The organism is Streptomyces albidoflavus (assembly GCF_000719955.1).
Taxonomy (GTDB): domain Bacteria; phylum Actinomycetota; class Actinomycetes; order Streptomycetales; family Streptomycetaceae; genus Streptomyces; species Streptomyces albidoflavus.
In genome coordinates this window covers 335,496-351,310 of sequence record NZ_JOII01000006.1, presented here as the reverse complement: position 1 = coordinate 351,310, position 15,815 = coordinate 335,496, and the positions used below count along the sequence as shown (strand labels likewise).

Annotated in this window: 12 protein-coding genes; 8 read left to right on the top strand and 4 right to left on the bottom strand. The window is 71.6% G+C overall.

Translation table 11 applies throughout. The annotated features are described in order from the left end of the window. Positions 1-182: 182 nt before the first annotated feature. On the top strand, positions 183-1,592 hold the full coding sequence (glnA, locus tag IF45_RS0109375) for a type I glutamate--ammonia ligase (RefSeq protein ID WP_003947693.1): 1,410 nt from the start codon (positions 183-185) through the stop codon (positions 1,590-1,592). 2,481 nt (positions 1,593-4,073) lie between these two features. Here glnA and IF45_RS0109360 read toward each other — a convergent pair. Further along, positions 4,074-4,748 (bottom strand): ScbR family autoregulator-binding transcription factor, encoded by a 675-nt coding sequence (locus IF45_RS0109360; RefSeq protein ID WP_030306766.1) that lies wholly within the window; start codon positions 4,746-4,748, stop codon positions 4,074-4,076. A gap of 525 nt (positions 4,749-5,273) precedes the next feature. On the opposite strand from IF45_RS0109360, the gene IF45_RS0109355 reads away from it, so the two are divergent. Then, a complete protein-coding gene (locus IF45_RS0109355) occupies positions 5,274-6,011 on the top strand; it encodes an HAD family hydrolase (protein ID WP_003947697.1) in 738 nt (245 codons plus the stop codon). Positions 6,012-6,025: 14 nt separating this feature from the next. Here IF45_RS0109355 and dhaL read toward each other — a convergent pair whose 3' ends face one another. Together dhaL and IF45_RS0109345 are read right to left on the bottom strand one after the other, a co-directional pair. Further along, positions 6,026-6,688 carry a dihydroxyacetone kinase subunit DhaL gene (gene dhaL, locus IF45_RS0109350; RefSeq protein WP_030306764.1) on the bottom strand — a complete coding sequence of 221 codons (663 nt, stop codon included), beginning with the start codon at positions 6,686-6,688 and terminating at the stop codon, positions 6,026-6,028. Between the two features lie 58 nt (positions 6,689-6,746). Beyond that, a complete protein-coding gene (locus IF45_RS0109345; RefSeq protein WP_003947698.1) occupies positions 6,747-7,739 on the bottom strand; it encodes a dihydroxyacetone kinase subunit DhaK in 993 nt (330 codons plus the stop codon). A gap of 359 nt (positions 7,740-8,098) precedes the next feature. Between IF45_RS0109345 and IF45_RS0109340 the strand changes: the two genes are divergently transcribed. Continuing rightward, complete coding sequence (locus tag IF45_RS0109340; RefSeq protein WP_030306762.1) at positions 8,099-8,956, top strand: hypothetical protein; 858 nt, start codon at positions 8,099-8,101, stop codon at positions 8,954-8,956. Positions 8,957-9,506: 550 nt separating this feature from the next. On the opposite strand, the gene ppk2 is transcribed toward IF45_RS0109340, so the two are convergent. After that, positions 9,507-10,505: a polyphosphate kinase 2 gene (ppk2, locus tag IF45_RS0109335; RefSeq protein WP_008409263.1), complete on the bottom strand. Its 999-nt coding sequence runs from the start codon at positions 10,503-10,505 to the stop codon at positions 9,507-9,509. A gap of 230 nt (positions 10,506-10,735) precedes the next feature. On the opposite strand from ppk2, the gene IF45_RS0109330 reads away from it, so the two are divergent. The 5 genes from IF45_RS0109330 (at position 10,736) to IF45_RS0109310 (ending at position 15,723) form a co-directional block, all read left to right on the top strand. Continuing rightward, on the top strand, positions 10,736-11,947 hold the full coding sequence (locus tag IF45_RS0109330) for a phospholipase D-like domain-containing protein (RefSeq protein WP_008409264.1): 1,212 nt from the start codon (positions 10,736-10,738) through the stop codon (positions 11,945-11,947). Positions 11,948-12,082: 135 nt separating this feature from the next. Beyond that, positions 12,083-12,769, top strand: coding sequence for a DoxX family membrane protein (locus tag IF45_RS0109325; protein ID WP_030306759.1), 687 nt, complete (start codon positions 12,083-12,085; stop codon positions 12,767-12,769). Positions 12,770-12,913: 144 nt separating this feature from the next. Then, positions 12,914-14,152: a bifunctional cobalt-precorrin-7 (C(5))-methyltransferase/cobalt-precorrin-6B (C(15))-methyltransferase gene (locus tag IF45_RS0109320; protein ID WP_030306757.1), complete on the top strand. Its 1,239-nt coding sequence runs from the start codon at positions 12,914-12,916 to the stop codon at positions 14,150-14,152. A 64-nt stretch (positions 14,153-14,216) separates the two neighbouring features. After that, positions 14,217-14,969 carry a precorrin-4 C(11)-methyltransferase gene (gene cobM, locus IF45_RS0109315; protein WP_008409267.1) on the top strand — a complete coding sequence of 251 codons (753 nt, stop codon included), beginning with the start codon at positions 14,217-14,219 and terminating at the stop codon, positions 14,967-14,969. Next, positions 14,953-15,723 carry a cobalt-precorrin-6A reductase gene (locus IF45_RS0109310; protein WP_008409268.1) on the top strand — a complete coding sequence of 257 codons (771 nt, stop codon included), beginning with the start codon at positions 14,953-14,955 and terminating at the stop codon, positions 15,721-15,723. The genes cobM and IF45_RS0109310 overlap by 17 nt, the downstream gene beginning before the upstream one ends. Positions 15,724-15,815: the final 92 nt, after the last annotated feature.

Here is a 15,815-nt window from a genome sequence, read left to right as displayed (position 1 = left end):
TGCGAGAAGACGAGCAGGTCACACGGTTCGCGCGGGTCCGTCCGATTAACGTCGGTGAAACAAATGGGTCATGCTTGAGAAATCCCCTGTCCCTAGGGTCAGGTCCACCGTGTGCCACCGCACTGGCCGCACGACCGAGCTACCACCCCGCCCCTCCCCGGGTCGGGAGTAGGAGGAGTTGGATGTTCCAGAACGCCGACGACGCGAAGAAGTTCATCGCCGACGAGGACGTCAAGTTCGTTGACGTCCGCTTCTGCGACCTCCCGGGTGTGATGCAGCACTTCACGATCCCGGCGAAGGCGTTCGACGCGGACGAGGAGCTGGCCTTCGACGGATCGTCGATCCGCGGCTTCCAGGCCATCCACGAGTCCGACATGTCGCTCCGCCCGGACCTGTCGACCGCTCGCGTGGACCCCTTCCGCCGCGACAAGACGCTGAACATCAACTTCTTCATCCACGACCCGATCACCGGCGAGCAGTACAGCCGCGACCCGCGCAACATCGCGAAGAAGGCCGAGGCGTACCTCGCCTCCACCGGCATCGCCGACACCGCGTACTTCGGCCCCGAGGCCGAGTTCTACGTCTTCGACTCGGTGCGCTTCGAGACCTCCGCGAACCAGGGCTTCTACCACATCGACTCCGAGGCCGGCGCCTGGAACACCGGCTCCGAGGTCGAGAACCGCGGCTACAAGGTCCGCTACAAGGGCGGCTACTTCCCGGCCCCGCCGGTCGACCACTTCGCCGACCTGCGTGCCGAGATCTCCCTGGAGCTGGAGCAGGCCGGCCTCGAGGTCGAGCGCCAGCACCACGAGGTGGGCACCGCCGGCCAGGCCGAGATCAACTACAAGTTCAACACGCTGCTCGCCGCCGCCGACGACCTGATGCTCTTCAAGTACATCGTGAAGAACGTCGCCTGGCGCAACGGCAAGACCGCGACCTTCATGCCCAAGCCGATCTTCGGCGACAACGGCTCCGGCATGCACGTCCACCAGTCCCTCTGGTCGGGTGGCACCCCCCTCTTCTACGACGAGCAGGGCTACGCGGGCCTCTCGGACACCGCCCGCTACTACATCGGCGGCATCCTCAAGCACGCCCCCTCGCTCCTCGCCTTCACCAACCCGACGGTGAACTCCTACCACCGCCTGGTCCCCGGCTTCGAGGCCCCGGTCAACCTGGTGTATTCGCAGCGGAACCGTTCCGCCGCGATGCGCATCCCGATCACCGGCTCCAACCCGAAGGCCAAGCGCGTCGAGTTCCGCGCCCCGGACCCGTCCTCCAACCCGTACCTGGCCTTCTCGGCCCTCCTCCTCGCGGGCCTGGACGGCGTCAAGAACAAGATCGAGCCTGCCGAGCCGATCGACAAGGACCTCTACGAGCTGGCCCCCGAGGAGCACGCCGGCGTCCCCCAGGTCCCGACCTCCCTCCCGGCCGTCCTCGACGCCCTCGAGGCCGACAACGAGTACCTCCAGGCCGGCGGCGTCTTCACCCCCGACCTCATCGACACCTGGATCGACTACAAGCGCACCCAGGAAATCGCCCCCATCCAGCTCCGCCCGCACCCGCACGAGTTCGAGCTTTACTTCGATCTCTAAGGAGCGATCCCCAGTCGACCTGGCCGGAGCTTGGAACACCGAGTGAGCACCGCCCGGCCAATTCGCTGGATCAAGTGTGTGAATTGCTACGCGGGCCGCCACCCCACTGTCGGGGTGGCGGCCCGCGCTGGGTCGTCCAGGCTCTTTCGTGTCACGCACGCCGGACCGTACGTAATACGGGCTTGCACGACGCCGGGATCTCCTCGTCGAAGCCCTAGCAGACATCTCGGAGCGCAGCGGCCTGACCAACATCAACCTCCTTGGATGGACAGGATGCGCTTTCCGAGTGGAGGTTCGCGGTGGCCTCAGCTGCCCCTCGGGGAATCTTCGCCGGGACGGATCATTCAGATCAGCAAGGTCCTCTAAATCCGAGAGTCCGAAGTATTCCTTCACCGAGATTCAGCCACAACCGGCAGCATGAGCGTCCGGCCAGGTGATCCAATCTCGTCGCACGTCACCATCGTCTCCGCACACGAAGGGTGGAGACGGACATTCTCGCGCCACGCTATTCCGCCGGCCTCCACGAAGCTGGACAGATATCGGGTACAGTGCGCCCCACATACCGGGCCGCGGAGGTCCGGATGCCAGCAGAAGTACGTGAGCCCGGTACTCACCGAAGCTGAGCCAAGGTGTGGGGCACCTACTCCGCGAGATATCCGAGTTCGGTCTCACTAGGTATGTGACCCTGACACGCTGGCCGGGCAGCGGTGAGGTGCAGCGTGCCCGAAAGCTCTCGTAAGTCGGCAGCCCGCAGTCGTGTCCTCTACACCGGCGAAAAACTGGCTGCGGCGCAAGCCGGAATCCCACGAGACCACTCCATCGGCCTCGACGCGTGCCGGTCGGAGCAGTCTCAATTCCGCGCGCTATTGGCCCTTGGCTACCTGAATCACGGGGTGGACTATGACGGCCCAGCCGGCTGGCACCTCTCCGCCCTCTCCTCGTACACCGTCACCGTCTCCCCTCGGTTCGAGCGCACGGTGATCATCACCAAGGTCCCGCACAACGTGGCCCAGCGCATGCTTCCTGGCCCTGTCGGCGGAAGTGGGCTGCCCGGCCTACGGCTGGAACAGTGCCGCGGATACGGGAGTTACACCCTGCGGCACATGCCGACTGGTGCAGAGCTTGTGATCACCGACAACCCCTTCGGTAGGCCGGTCGGCACACCGAATGCCCCATACTTCGACTGCCTCACCTCGGACGCGCCGCTCTCTGTCGCCGAAGCGGAACAACTAGGCAGAGTGCCAGACATGTCTGTTGATGCCCGTCGGCTCTTGGCCGGCGTCTTCTGCAGGATCACTACGAAAGATCCTTGCGGAGCATGGGCGATCGGCAACTGGTTCTACGACCCCTTGGAACGCCCCGGCCGACTCGACAGGCTCCACCTTCCTGGGTGCCGGAGCCTTCGCGGATTCGGCGACAATTGGGAGCTGGAGTGGGAGGCCGGTCCCTATCCGGAAGATCTCACTTCGGCGTTGACCGGGTCGGTCGTTGGTATTGCTGGGGCAAGCGCAGCGTCGACGCTCGGCCATCTGGCAGTCACTCTCGGAAGCGCCACGCTCCACCTGCGCTCGGCACGATCCTGCGCAGCCAAACGCCAATCCCGCCTCTGAGCTGCCAGCAGAAAGCGCTAGCGTCGTGATCAGAATTCTTGAGGTCATGGGCGCCCGCACACCCTGGTGGGCGGCCTGCCTAGTCATCGCGTTCGTAGGCCTGACCTACTTTTGCGTTCAGGCTCTTCGGCTCCTCATCCCAGACAAGTCAGGCGACCTCTTGGCGTGGTGGATCGCCATCCTGGAGCACCGCCGACATACCGCCAAGAAACCCGAACGTCGGCCACAAGCCGGCGAAACGATCCGCACAGGCCACCGCGGCAGGCGCGAGGAAGGCGATGATCCGCTCTGACCTCTCCTGGTGAACCGATGTGCAGCCGCCCGCCCGGCCGAAGGCGTTCGCGCAGGTTCAGAGCATTCGGCCGCTCGTATTTCACAACCTTGAGAACGATGGCTGGCCCGCTCTGTGCCGCGGAGAGACCCGCACCCCGGTGCCGGAGAACGGCCAGGACTCGGAGAGCGAGCCAGTGATGGGTCTGGAAGGTCGGGGACAACCCGGAGGGCGGCTGGGCCCGCCACTACCCAGGCGACGCGTACGTGGACGTGGTCTCACTTGACGTCTGCACGCTAGCCAGGGCGACTACCAGTAGCTCCAATCGGTCGTCGACGGAAAGCCGCTCGTCCTTGCCCAGGTGGGCAATGTGCTCGACCAGGGCGAGATCACCCTGCGTGATCAACCACCGAGGACGGCCGTCAGCTCCCCGGTCAGGCCCCGGGGAGCCGGTCCTCACCCATCCCTGTCCTCGCCTGTCGGCGCTGCCAGAACAGACTTCAGCAGCTCCTCCACTGCGCCGAGCCGCGTTCGGGAACATCGACATCGCTTCCGCATGGCCAGCCGACGGCACCTGAGGCGCAGTACGCGGCCGCGCCGTCACTCTCCGCAGGCCGCCCCCATCCGCGCCTCCGCGCGTCCGCCTCTCGCCCGCACCCGCCCCAACACCCCCGCCGCATCCGGCCGTTGCTGCAACGACCCCAGCGTGAGTAACCACCAGTCCGTCAGGCGGGCCGTGACCGCCGTGCGGCCCTCCAGGGCCTCCGTCAGGGTGCAGAGGCCGAAGAAGGCGCGGACGAGGGAGCGGGCTGTGGGGGCCGGGCGGATGTGGGGGGTGAGGTGGCCGGCAGTGCGGGCCTGGGCGAGGAGGCGGGTGGTGGCGGTGGTCCAGAGGGCGAAAGGGTCGGGGAGGGGGGCGTCGATGGTGTCGCGTTCGGCCCACAGGCGTGCGCCCGCGCGGGCGAGGGGGTCCTCGGCGAGGGCGTGGGCGATGTCGAAGCTGAGGGCGACCAGTTTCTCCAGCGGGGGATCGGCGCGGTCCGTGTAGCGGGCGGCCAGCCCGGGCCAGGTGGCGAAGCGGTGCTGGACGACGGCGAGGGCGAGGCCCTCCTTGCTGGCGTAGTGGAAGTAGACGGCGCCGCTGGTCCGGCCGGATCTGGCGCTTATGTCGTTGACGCTGGTGCCTGCGTAACCCTGTTCCGCGAAGAGGAGGGCGGCCGCCTCCAGGAGTGATCTGCGGGTTGCCCTCGCCCGTTCCTGCAACGTGCTGTCCACCTTCGTTCAACGTTTCCGTGACGACGGCAATGTAGTGCGCCCGCGCACGCCGGTAGCAAAACAACCTCCCCGTGCGCGGATATTGTTCAATTCTTTCGAATGTGCACGCGTGCGGGTGATTTCCCGCGAATTCCGGCGCGGTTGCTGGCCATTCGAGTGAATCACCTCCCCCGCTTCCAGCCGTTCCGCGGTGCCGGGCGAATATGCCTCAACTTGGCAGCCCGTGAGCGGGATTGACGGCCTGTGAGGTTGACGGTGGAGGGGGTGCCGGGCGAGTTCCTTTACACCTGCCGCCCCCGCCCCGTCGAGCACTCGAAGTAGTGATTGCGTGACGCTTCATCGCGAAAATAACGTAGCCGTCGTGATGTTTCGCGGTTTGGACGGGATTGCACCTTTGCGCTCCCGTGCCCCGCACGAGACCGGCGGACGTACGACGTCCCGGAGGCCGGCTCAGGGAAACGCACGACCCCACGAATCCGCGGTCCCGCGACAAGCCCGACCGCCCCCTCCCCCAGGAGGTACACCATGACCACCAAGGCACACCCGCTCCTCAGCTGGTCCCCCGAGGCCGTCGTCTTCGACTGCGACGGCACCCTGATGGACACCGAACGGCATTGGCAGGACGCCCGGAGCCAGGTCTTCCGGCAGTTCGGGCTGCGGCCCCTGCCGGGGTTCGCCGAGCGGGCCAAGGGAGTGCACTACACCGACTGCGGGCGGCTGATGGCCGAGGAGTCCGACAAGCCGCATCTGGCGGGGGAGCTGACCGAGTCGCTCCTGACCCACTTCATGGAGCTGGTCGCCGACGACCCGGTGACCATGCCGGGCGCCGCGGAGTTCGTCCGCCGGCTCTCCGGGCGGCTGCCGCTGGCCGTGGCGAGCAACTGCCCGCTGGAGGTCGTGGAGATGAGCCTCGAACGTGCGGGACTGCTGCACCACTTCCGCCACGTCGTCGTCCCCGACGAGCCGTCGACGGGGGCGGCCCCGGGCAGCGCCACCGTACGCCCGAAGCCGTGGCCGGACGTCTACGCGCGGGCGGCGTGGCTGTGCGGCGCGGACCCGGACAGCACGCTGGCCGTCGAGGACTCGCTGACCGGCATCGAGTCGGCGCGGCGGGCCGGGCTGCGGGTGCTGGGGGTGGGTCCGCGGCCCGGTGAGGAGGATGCCTCGCGGGCCGATCTGTGGGTGACCACCCTGCACTCGCCGGTGCTGCTGGCGTGGGTGCGGGCGCACGTGCCGCAGCAGGGCGGGAGCGCCGAGGGGTAGGGCTGCCGGGGGCCTCAGCCCAGGTGCGTGTCGAGGTCGGTGACCACGCCCTGGGCGGAGGCGAAGAGCAGGCCCACGCCGACCGCGCCCGGGTCGGGGATGCCTTCCGCGCGCTCGCCCAGGTAGCTGGAGCGGCCCATGCGGGCACGCAGCCGGGCCGTGGAGCGGACGCCCTCCCAGGCCGCGTCGGCCGCGGCGGCGAGGGCCTGGTCGGGCGGGGTTCCGGCGGGGGTGGCGCGCAGCGCCTCGGCCGCCGGGGTGAGGGCGTCGACGAGGGTCTTGTCGCCGGGGGCGGCGTCGCCGACCCGCCGGATCGCGGCAAGGCCGTCGGTGACGCCCTCGGCGTAGGCGACGGTGGTCGGGCCGGAGCCGGCGACGGCGGCGGCCAGAGACTGGAGCAGCAGGCCGAAGAGGGGACCGCTCGTCCCGCCGACCTCGTCGAGGAAGGCGGTGGCGGCGGCCTCCAGCGGCGCGGCCGGGTCGGTGTCGCCCCCGGGGAGCTGGTCGAGGCGGCGGAGGGCGGCGTCGGCGCCGGCGGTGAGGTTGGTGCCGAAGTCGCCGTCGCCCACCTGCTGGTCCAGGGAGGTGAGGCGGGTCTCGGTGGCGTGGGCGGACTCGGCGAACCGGCGCATCCAGCCGTCGGTGGCGGTGGCGTCGTGGGAGGTGCTCGTCGTCATGGCGTGGCTCCCGCTCTCGGTGGCCGGTGGGATGGGGGGACGTCGGTGCGGGCGCCGCTCACCAGCGGAGCGCGGCGGTGTGCACCGGGGCGTCGTAGAGGCGGAGGATCTCCTCGTCGGCCGCGAGCAGCGTGACGGAGAAGCCGCGCATGTCCAGGGCGGTGATGTAGTCGCCGACGAGGGCGCGGGCCAGGTCGGTGCCGCGGGCGTCCAGGAGGGTGGCGAGTTCGCCGTGGACGGCGTACAGCTCCAGCGGGGTGACCGCGCCCAGGCCGTTGACCAGGGCGATCACCGGGCCTTCCGGGGCGAGGGCGTCGAGGAGCGCGGTGGTCATGCGCTCCACCAGGCCGTTGAGCGGCTCCCTGGGGACGGTCTGCTGGGCGCGCTCGCCGTGGATACCGACGCCGTACTCCAGCTCGCCGGCGGCGAGCGGGAAGGCCGGCTCGCCGGTGGTGGGCGCGGTGTGCGCGGCCGAGGCGACGGCGAGCGTACGGCACCTCGCGGCGAGGCGGGTGCCGAGTTCCTGGAGCTCGGCCAGGCCGAGACCGGTGTCGGCGGCGGCGCCGAGGATCTTCTCGATGAGGACCGTGCCGCCGGTGCCGCGGCGCCCTGAGGCGATGTCGGCGGAGTCGGAGGCGAGGTCGTCGTCGATCAGGACCCGCGCGCAGGGCACGCCGCGGTGGGCGAGGCGCTCGGCGGCGATGCCGAAGTTGATCCGGTCGCCGGTGTAGTTCTTCACGATGTGCAGCACGCCCTCCGCGCGGGCGGCGGCGAGGGAGCCCGCGTAGACCTGGCGGTTGTGCGGGGAGGCGAAGACGCGGCCGGGGCAGGCGGCGTCGAGCATGCCCCGGCCCACGTACCCGGCGTGCAGCGGCTCGTGGCCCGCGCCGCCGCCGGAGAGCAGGGCGACGCGCCGCGAGGGGGCGGCGGTCCGGCTGAGCAGGAAGCCGTGCTCGGGGTCGAGGGTGACCAGGTCGGCATGGGCCCGCGCGAAGCCCTTGAGGGCGTCTGGCACGAGGGCGTCGCTGCTGTTCTCGAAGTACGAGGCCATGCGAGTCCTCCGTCGTCGAGGGCCGCGAGCGGATTCCGCCGGAAGGCCGGGCCTCCCGGGGCTCCGCGGGAGGCCGCCAGGTTGTTCTTCATGCTGGGCGCGGTGGTCGCCCGGGGCAAGTCATGTGTCAGGTCGCTCGTCCTTTCGAGTACGACTTCCCGAAGCCGGTTTCGGGGAAACACCAGGCCACGGGCTACGTACGGGGCACGTGCCCCGAGGGGAGCACAAGGGGTGGGCACGGCGCACGAGAGGGCGCACGCGCCCTGCGCCCCTCCCGCACCCGGCGTCCTCCCGTTCCCGGCTCCCTCCACCGCCCCACCCGGCACGCCGTGCGCCCGCTCCCGTGCTCGGCTGGTCCCATGCCGAAGCAGAGCCCGGACGGGAACCAGGAGCACGAGGACGGCCGGGCCGGGCGCGCACCCCACGCGCGGGAAGCCGAGCGGCCCTCGCGGCACGAGATCACCGAGGCGGACCGCAAGGGCGGGCCCGGGCACACCGTGCTGCTGGCGTTGGCGCTGGCGATCCCCGCGGTGAAGGTCGCCTACACGCTGGGAGGCGAGGGCGCCGCGACCGACGCCCTGATGGGGATGGGGCCCGGCAACTGGTGGGACGTGCTGCTCGGCATGGTGCTGACCACGCCGCTGCTGGCGTGTGTGCTCGGGGTGGTCGCCTCGCGGGTGGTGTTCGCGCTCTTCGCGGCGCGCGGGGCCGTTCCCCGGGGCGACGACCCGGCCGCGCGGCTGCGGCGTGCCGGGCTCACCGTGCTCAACCCGGTGGCCACCGGGGTCGTCGTCGCCTGCTTCATCGGGCCCTGGTGGGGGCTGGGGACCGCTGTGGCGGCGTATCTGCTCCGGCGTGGGGTGGTCATCGAGTACCGGACGGGGCGGCGGGGGCGGCGCCACCACGATCCGCACTTCGCGCCGCCGGGGTGGCAGCGGCGGCTGGCGACCGGGGAGCAGGTGGTGGCGCTGACGCTCAGTGTGGTGGTGCTTCCTCTGCTGGGGGTGGTGTCCGCGCTGGACGGGCAGGCGTGGACCTCGGTGGTGCGGTGCGAGGTGAGCGACGGGGCGCGTACGCGGGTCGCGCGGCTCATCGAGTTGCAGCGGCAGGGGAACGGGGTGGTCGGGTGGAACCTTGATCAGGGGGAGGTGTCCAACGGGGTCGGTTGTACCGGGGTGGAGTCCCGGACGGTGCGGGCGCCCTGGTGGCGGGCCTGAGCCGGCCTCACTCGCCGGCCTGGCTCCTTGGCCTGCGGCCCGGCTGGGCTGTCTTTCTGCTGAGCCCGGGGTCAGTCGCTTCAAGGCGGCCGTGTGTGCAGTTTGCTGCGGGGGCACCCCGACACGACCCCACCCCACGGTCTCGTACGCGGCCGACCGCCGGAGGGCGGATGAGGCCGTCACCGATACAGGGCCTCTCCACAGTGACCACCGTGAATGCTTTCGTTCGCCACAAAGATCAATTGGGGACGGCCTGTCTTTTCCCCTCCCACCGGCGGGGAGACGCCGACGAGACGGAAGGGCGGGGTCGTGCCGGGGTGCCCCCGCAGCAAACTGCACGCTAGGCCGTCTTGCTCCAATTGACCCCACACCATGCGGTTTGTGAGGAGGTACCCCGGTGCGGCCCCGCCCGGCACACGCGGGGAACGCACCGCGACCCTCATAGCCCGGCCGGCGTTTGAGGCCAGTCGGTGACCGGTACGGGCAAGGGCGGCAGGCGGCGAAGGGGAGCCCGGCCGGGACGCGGGCGGAGGAGGGCAGGCGGGGAGTGCTAGGACTCGGGGTGGCTGCCGCGCCCCTCGTCGTGGTCGGCCAGGGGCGTAGGCGACAGGGAGGTGGGCTCCTCCCCAGGCTCAAGCAGGGTGTCGGCAGGCCCGACGATGAGAGGATCCCCCTCCCCCAAGGCCCCGCCGTCCTTGGCGGCGTACTCCACGCGCAACAGAAGACTGCGCATCGCCTCAAGCCGGCCGCGCCGCTTGTCGTTGGTCTTGACGACGGTCCAGGGGGCCCAGACGGTGTCGGTGGCCCGGAACATCTCGATCTTGGCCCGGGTGTAGGCGTCCCAGAGGTCGAGCGAGGCAAGGTCCGTCGGAGACAGCTTCCACTGCCGGACCGGATCGACCTGCCGGATGGCGAACCGCGTCCGCTGCTCGGACCGCGAGACGGAGAACCAGAACTTCACCAGCAGGATCCCGTCCGAGGTGATCATCTTCTCGAACAGCGGCGCCTGGACGAGGAACTGCTCGTACTGCTCCTCGGTGCAGAACCCCATGACCCGCTCGACCCCGGCCCGGTTGTACCAGGACCGGTCGAAGAAGACGATCTCCCCCGGCGAGGGCAGATGGGCGATGTAGCGCTGGAAGTACCACTGGCCCGCCTCTTTCTCGGTGGGCTTGTCCAGCGCCACCACCCGCGCCCCACGCGGGTTGAGCCGCTCGGTGAACCGCTTGATGGTGCCGCCCTTCCCGGCGGCGTCGCGCCCCTCGCAGACGATCACGATGCGTGCCCCGGTCTCCTTGACCCAGCTCTGCAGCTTCAGCAGTTCGATCTGGAGGACCCGCTTGCGCCGCTCGTACTCCCGGCGGCGCAGTTTCCGGTCGTAGGGGTAGTTCTCCCGCCAGGTGCGGACGGGCGTACCGTCGGCCTCGCGGAGGACGGGCTGCTCGGGGCGGCTGGCGTCGACGCTGAGCCCTTCGAGCAGGGTGTCGTCGGCGTCGTGGATGCCCGGCTCGGTCCGGTCGGCTCCGTGCTGCTCGGCGGCGCTCTCCACCTGCGGTCTCCTTCTCGCTCGTCCGTGCGGCCTGGACGGCGCCGGAGCCTGCGGGCACGGCCAGGATAGGCGGCCGGTGCCGCCCGCGCCCTGAGCGGCGGATACCCCGGAGAGCGTAAGGATGTACGAACCGGGCAGATGATGTGACGCCGGAGCGGAAGCGGGGGCACCCTCCGGCCACAGGACGCCGGGTCTCCGGCGCCCTCCTCGATCAAGGGGCGGGAGAGCTCATGACGATGACCGAAGTGGCCGAGGACGACCCGGGAGCGGGCGGCGGCGAGGCGCTGGCGGTGCGCGGGAGGCGGCTGCGCAGGCGGCTGGAGCGCCTGATCGGCGTCGCCGCCACCGAGGGGAACGAGCTGACGGCCCTGCGCAACGGCGACGAGATCTTCACGGCGATGCTGTCCGCGATACGGGAGGCCGAGCACACCGTCGACCTCATGACCTTCGTGTACTGGAAGGGCGAGATCGCCCGCGACTTCGCCGCCGCCCTGTGCGAACGGGCCAAGGCGGGGGTGCGGGTGCGGCTGCTCCTCGACGGCTTCGGCAGCCGGCTGATCGAGCGGCACCTGCTGGAGGAGATGGACGAGGCGGGCGTGCACGTCTCGTGGTTCCGCAAGCCGTTCCTCCTCTCGCCGTTCAAGCAGAACCACCGGTGCCACCGGAAGGTCCTGGTGGTGGACGAGAAGGTGGCCTTCACGGGTGGCGTGGGGATCGCCGAGGAGTGGTGCGGCGACGCCCGGAACGAGAACGAGTGGCGCGACACCCACGTGCGGCTGCGCGGCCCGGCCGTGGACGGCGTGGCGGCCGCCTTCGCGCAGAACTGGGCGGAGTGCTGCGACGACCTCTTCGACGAGCGGGACCGGTTCACCGCGCAGCCGTCCTCCGGCGGCGCGGTGGTGCAGGTGGTGCGCGGTTCGGCCAGTTTCGGCTGGCAGGACATGCAGACGCTGCTGCGGGTGGTCCTCCAGTCCGCCGAGGAGCGGGTACGGATCGCCACCGCCTACTTCGCGCCCGACGCGTACTTCATCGACCTGCTCTGCGCCACGGCGGCGCGCGGCGTGGAGGTGGAGATCCTGCTGCCGGGGCCCCACACCGACAAGCGGGTCTGCCAGCTGGCGGGCCAGTGGCACTACGACCAGCTGCTCGGCTGCGGGGTCCGCATCCACCAGTACCAGCCGACGATGATGCACGCGAAAGTCATCACGGTGGACCGGGTGGCGGCGCTGACCGGGTCGACCAACATCAACCGGCGTTCGCTCGACCACGACGAGGAGGTCATGCTCGCCGTGATCGACGAGGAGTTCACGGCCGTCCTCGACCGGCACTTCGACGAGGACACCGAGGTGAGCGTGGAGATGCAGGCCGGGCGGTACCGGCGCCGCTCCTGGCTCCAGCGGGGGCGCGAGGCGATGGTGGTGCCGATCCGCCGCTTCCTGTGAGGCTCCCTTCCCCGTGACCCGCCGGTGCCCAGGTGCCGACCATCCGGTTTCGTCGGAGAATGGCGGAAATGTCCGCGTCGCCGTGGTCACCATCGCCGCGGTCCGCGATTCCATGGTCTGCGGGAGGAGTTCGGTATGAGCGGGTGCGGCAAGGTCAAGGCGTGGCAGGTGCCGCTCAGGCTGGTCACGGGGGCCTTCATCCTGCATTCGGGGATGGAGAAGTGGGACGGGCCCGACGAACAGGCGCAGGGCGTCCACGGGATGGCGCGGCAGACGTTCCCGTTCCTGGAGAACATCGACGCGCCCCGGTTCCTCAAGCTGCTCGCCGCCGGGGAGATCGCGCTCGGCGCGGCCCTGCTGACCCCGATGGTCCCGACCCGGCTCGCGGGCGCGGCGCTGACCGGTTTCGCGGGCAGTCTGATGGCGGTGTACGCGCAGACCCCGGGCCTGCGCAAGGAGGGCAGCGTCTGGCCCACACCGGACGGGATCGGCGTCAGCAAGGACAGCTGGCTGCTGGCCATCGGCCTGGCCCTGACCCTCAGCCCGCACCAGAAGCACCACAAGCACGTCAAGCACGCCCAGCACGTCAAGCACGTCAAGCACGCGAAGGGCCACGGTGGCTGTCACAAGCACCACTGTCACCATGAGCAGGGTGGGCACCCCGGGCACCACGGGCATCTCAAGCAGGCCAAGCTGGTGGCCCGGGAGGCGAAGGAGGCCAGGCGGCTGGCCAAGGGCGTCTCGCCGGACGGGCACAGCCACCACCACGCGCACCGGCACGGGCCCGGCCACGGGCGGAAGGGCTGCCCGGCGCACCACTGAGCGGTGGGCGAGGCCGTGGGAGGGTGAGCAACCCCACCGCCTTGCCGCAGGTGGGGGCGGGTGCGGCGCGCGTTAGAGTGCGAGGCGACTTCTCCGCAGCCGGGCCGCCGCCCGGGCCCCCAGCCCCGTACGAGGTATCCGCACGTGACCCCGATATCCGAGCAGCCCGCCGTGACCGTCGTCGGGATCGGGGCCGACGGCTGGGCCGGGCTCGGTCCGGCCGGGCGGGAGGCGCTGGCCGCCGCCGAGGTGGTGGTCGGGGGGCCGCGCCAGCTCGACCTGCTGCCGCCGGAGTGCGCGGGCGAGCGGGTCGCGTGGCCCTCGCCGTTGCGGCCCGCCGTACCCAAGCTCCTCGCCGAGCACGCGGGGCGGCGCCTGGCGGTGCTGGCCAGCGGTGACCCGATGTTCTACGGGATCGGGCGGGCCCTCGCCGAGGAGGCGGGGCCTTCCGCTCTGCACGTCCTCCCCCACCCGTCCTCGGTCTCGTACGCGTGTGCCCGGATGGGCTGGGCGATGCAGGACGTGGAGGTGGTGTCGGCGGTGGGCCGGGACCCGGCGGCGCTGGCCGGGGCGTTGCACGACGGGCGCCGGGTGCTGGTGCTCGCCCCGGACGCCGCGACCCCGTCCAGGATCGCGGAACTGCTGCGCGAGCGCGGGTACGGGCCGAGCCGGATGACCGTCCTCGAACAGCTCGGCGGGCCGGCGGAGCACCGGGTGGACGGCGTGGCCGGCACCTGGTCCGCCCCGGCGGGCGACCCGCTCAACGTGGTCGCGGTCGAGTGCGTACGGGCCGCCGGTACGCCCCGGCTGCCGGTGGTCCCCGGGCTGCCGGACGACGCCTACGAGCACGACGGGCAGCTCACCAAGAAGTACGTGCGGGCGGCGACGCTGGCCGCGCTGGCGCCCGCCCCCGGGGAGCTGCTGTGGGACGTGGGCGGCGGCTCCGGGTCGATCGCCGTGGAGTGGCTGCGCGCCCACCGGGCCTGCCGCGCGGTGAGCGTGGAGCGCGATCCGGTGCGGGCCGGGCGGATCACCCGTAACGCGCGGGCGCTGGGCGTGCCCGGGCTCAAGGTCGTCACGGGGGCCGCGCCGGGCGCGCTGGCCGGACTGCCGGTGCCGGACGCGGTGTTCATCGGCGGCGGGCTGACCGGGGCCGGGCTGCTGGAGACGTGCTGGGCGGCGCTGCCGGCGGGCGGGCGGCTGGTCGCCAACACCGTGACGCTGGAGTCGGATGCGCTGCTCACCGAGTGGTACCGCCGCCACGGCGGGGAGCTGACCCGGCTGGCGGTGGCGCAGGCCGTACCGGTCGGCTCGTTCACCGGCTGGCGGCAGGCGATGCCGGTCACCCAGTGGTCCGTGACGAAGCCCGCCGAACACACGTGAACCCGCCCGCCCCACAAGGCTCCTGACACCCCGTTCGCCTCCTCCCCCTCTCCCGGAGACCCCCATGACCGTGTACTTCATCGGAGCGGGCCCCGGTGCCGCCGACCTCATCACCCTGCGGGGCGCGCGCACCCTCGCCGCCTGCCAGGTCTGCCTCTACGCGGGCAGCCTCGTCCCCACCGAACTCCTCGCCGAGTGCCCGCCGGACGCCCGGCTGGTCGACACCGCCCAGCTCGACCTGGACCGGATCGCCGCCGAGCTGATCCGCGCCCACGAGGAGGGGCACGACGTGGCGCGGCTGCACTCGGGCGACACCTCGGTGTTCAGCGCGGTGGCCGAGCAGATGCGCCGGCTCGACGCGGCCGGGGTGCCGTACGAAGTCGTCCCGGGCGTACCGGCGTTCGCGGCGGCCGCGGCCGCGCTCAAGCGGGAGCTGACGGTGCCGACCGTCGGGCAGACCGTGATCCTGACCCGGGTGGCGCAGCGGGCCACGCCGATGCCCAAGGGCGAGGACCTGGCGACGCTGGGCCGCAGCGGGGCCCTGCTGGTGCTGCACCTGGCGACCGGGTACGCGGACCGGGTCGTCGCCGAGCTGGAGCCGCACTACGGGGCCGACTGCCCGGCGGCGGTGGTGGCGTTCGCGAGCAGGCCCGAGGAGCTGGTGCTGCGCGGCACCCTCGCCGACATCGCCGGCCAGGTGCGTGAGGCGGGGATCAGGCGGACCGCGGTCATCCTGGTCGGCCGCACGCTGGGCGCCGAGCAGTTCCGCGACAGCCACCTCTACTCGCCGGACCGCGACCGTGACCACGTCTGCTGACTCCGCCCCTCCGCTCGTCCTGGTCCTGGGCGGCACGAGCGAGTCCCGCCGGCTCGCCGCGCTGCTCACGCGGGGCGCGGCCGGTCCGCTGCGGGTGGTCAGCTCGCTGGCCGGGCGGGTGGCGCGGCCCGTGCTGCCCGAGGGCGAGGTACGGATCGGCGGCTTCGGCGGCGTGGCCGGGCTGACCGCGTACCTGCGCGAGGAGCGGGTGGCCGCCGTGGTGGACGCCACCCATCCGTTCGCCGGGGTGATGAGCTTCCACGCCGCCGAGGCGGCGGCCGGGGCGGGCGTCCCGCTGCTGGCGCTGCGCCGCCCCTCGTGGCGGCAGGGCCCGGGCGACCGCTGGTACCCCGTGGCCTCCCTGGAGGAGGCCGCCGCGCTGCTGCCCTCGCTGGGCCGGCGGGTGTTCCTGACCACGGGGCGGAGCGGGCTCGGGGCGTTCGCGGACGCCGCGCCCGGGCTGTGGTTCCTGCTGCGGTCGGTCGACCCGCCGGTGGGCCCGGGGCCCGAGGAGTGCGAAGTCCTCCTGGACCGGGGCCCGTTCACCCTGGAGGGCGAGCGGGAGGTGCTGCGGACCTACGGCGTGGAGGTGCTGGTCACCAAGGACAGCGGGGGTGAAGCGACCGCGCCGAAGCTGACCGCCGCCAGGGAGGCGGGGATTCCGGTGGTGGTGGTCCGGCGTCCGCCGGTGCCCGAGGGGGTGCCGGTGGTGGGCACGCCGGAGGAGGCGGTGGCGTGGCTGGGCGGCGGCTGAGCGGTCGGGCGGCCGGGGTTCGGGGTGCCGGAGGGCGGCCCGGCGGCCTCGGTCTGCGGCACGGCCCGGACTTCGGCGAACACCCCCGTGGG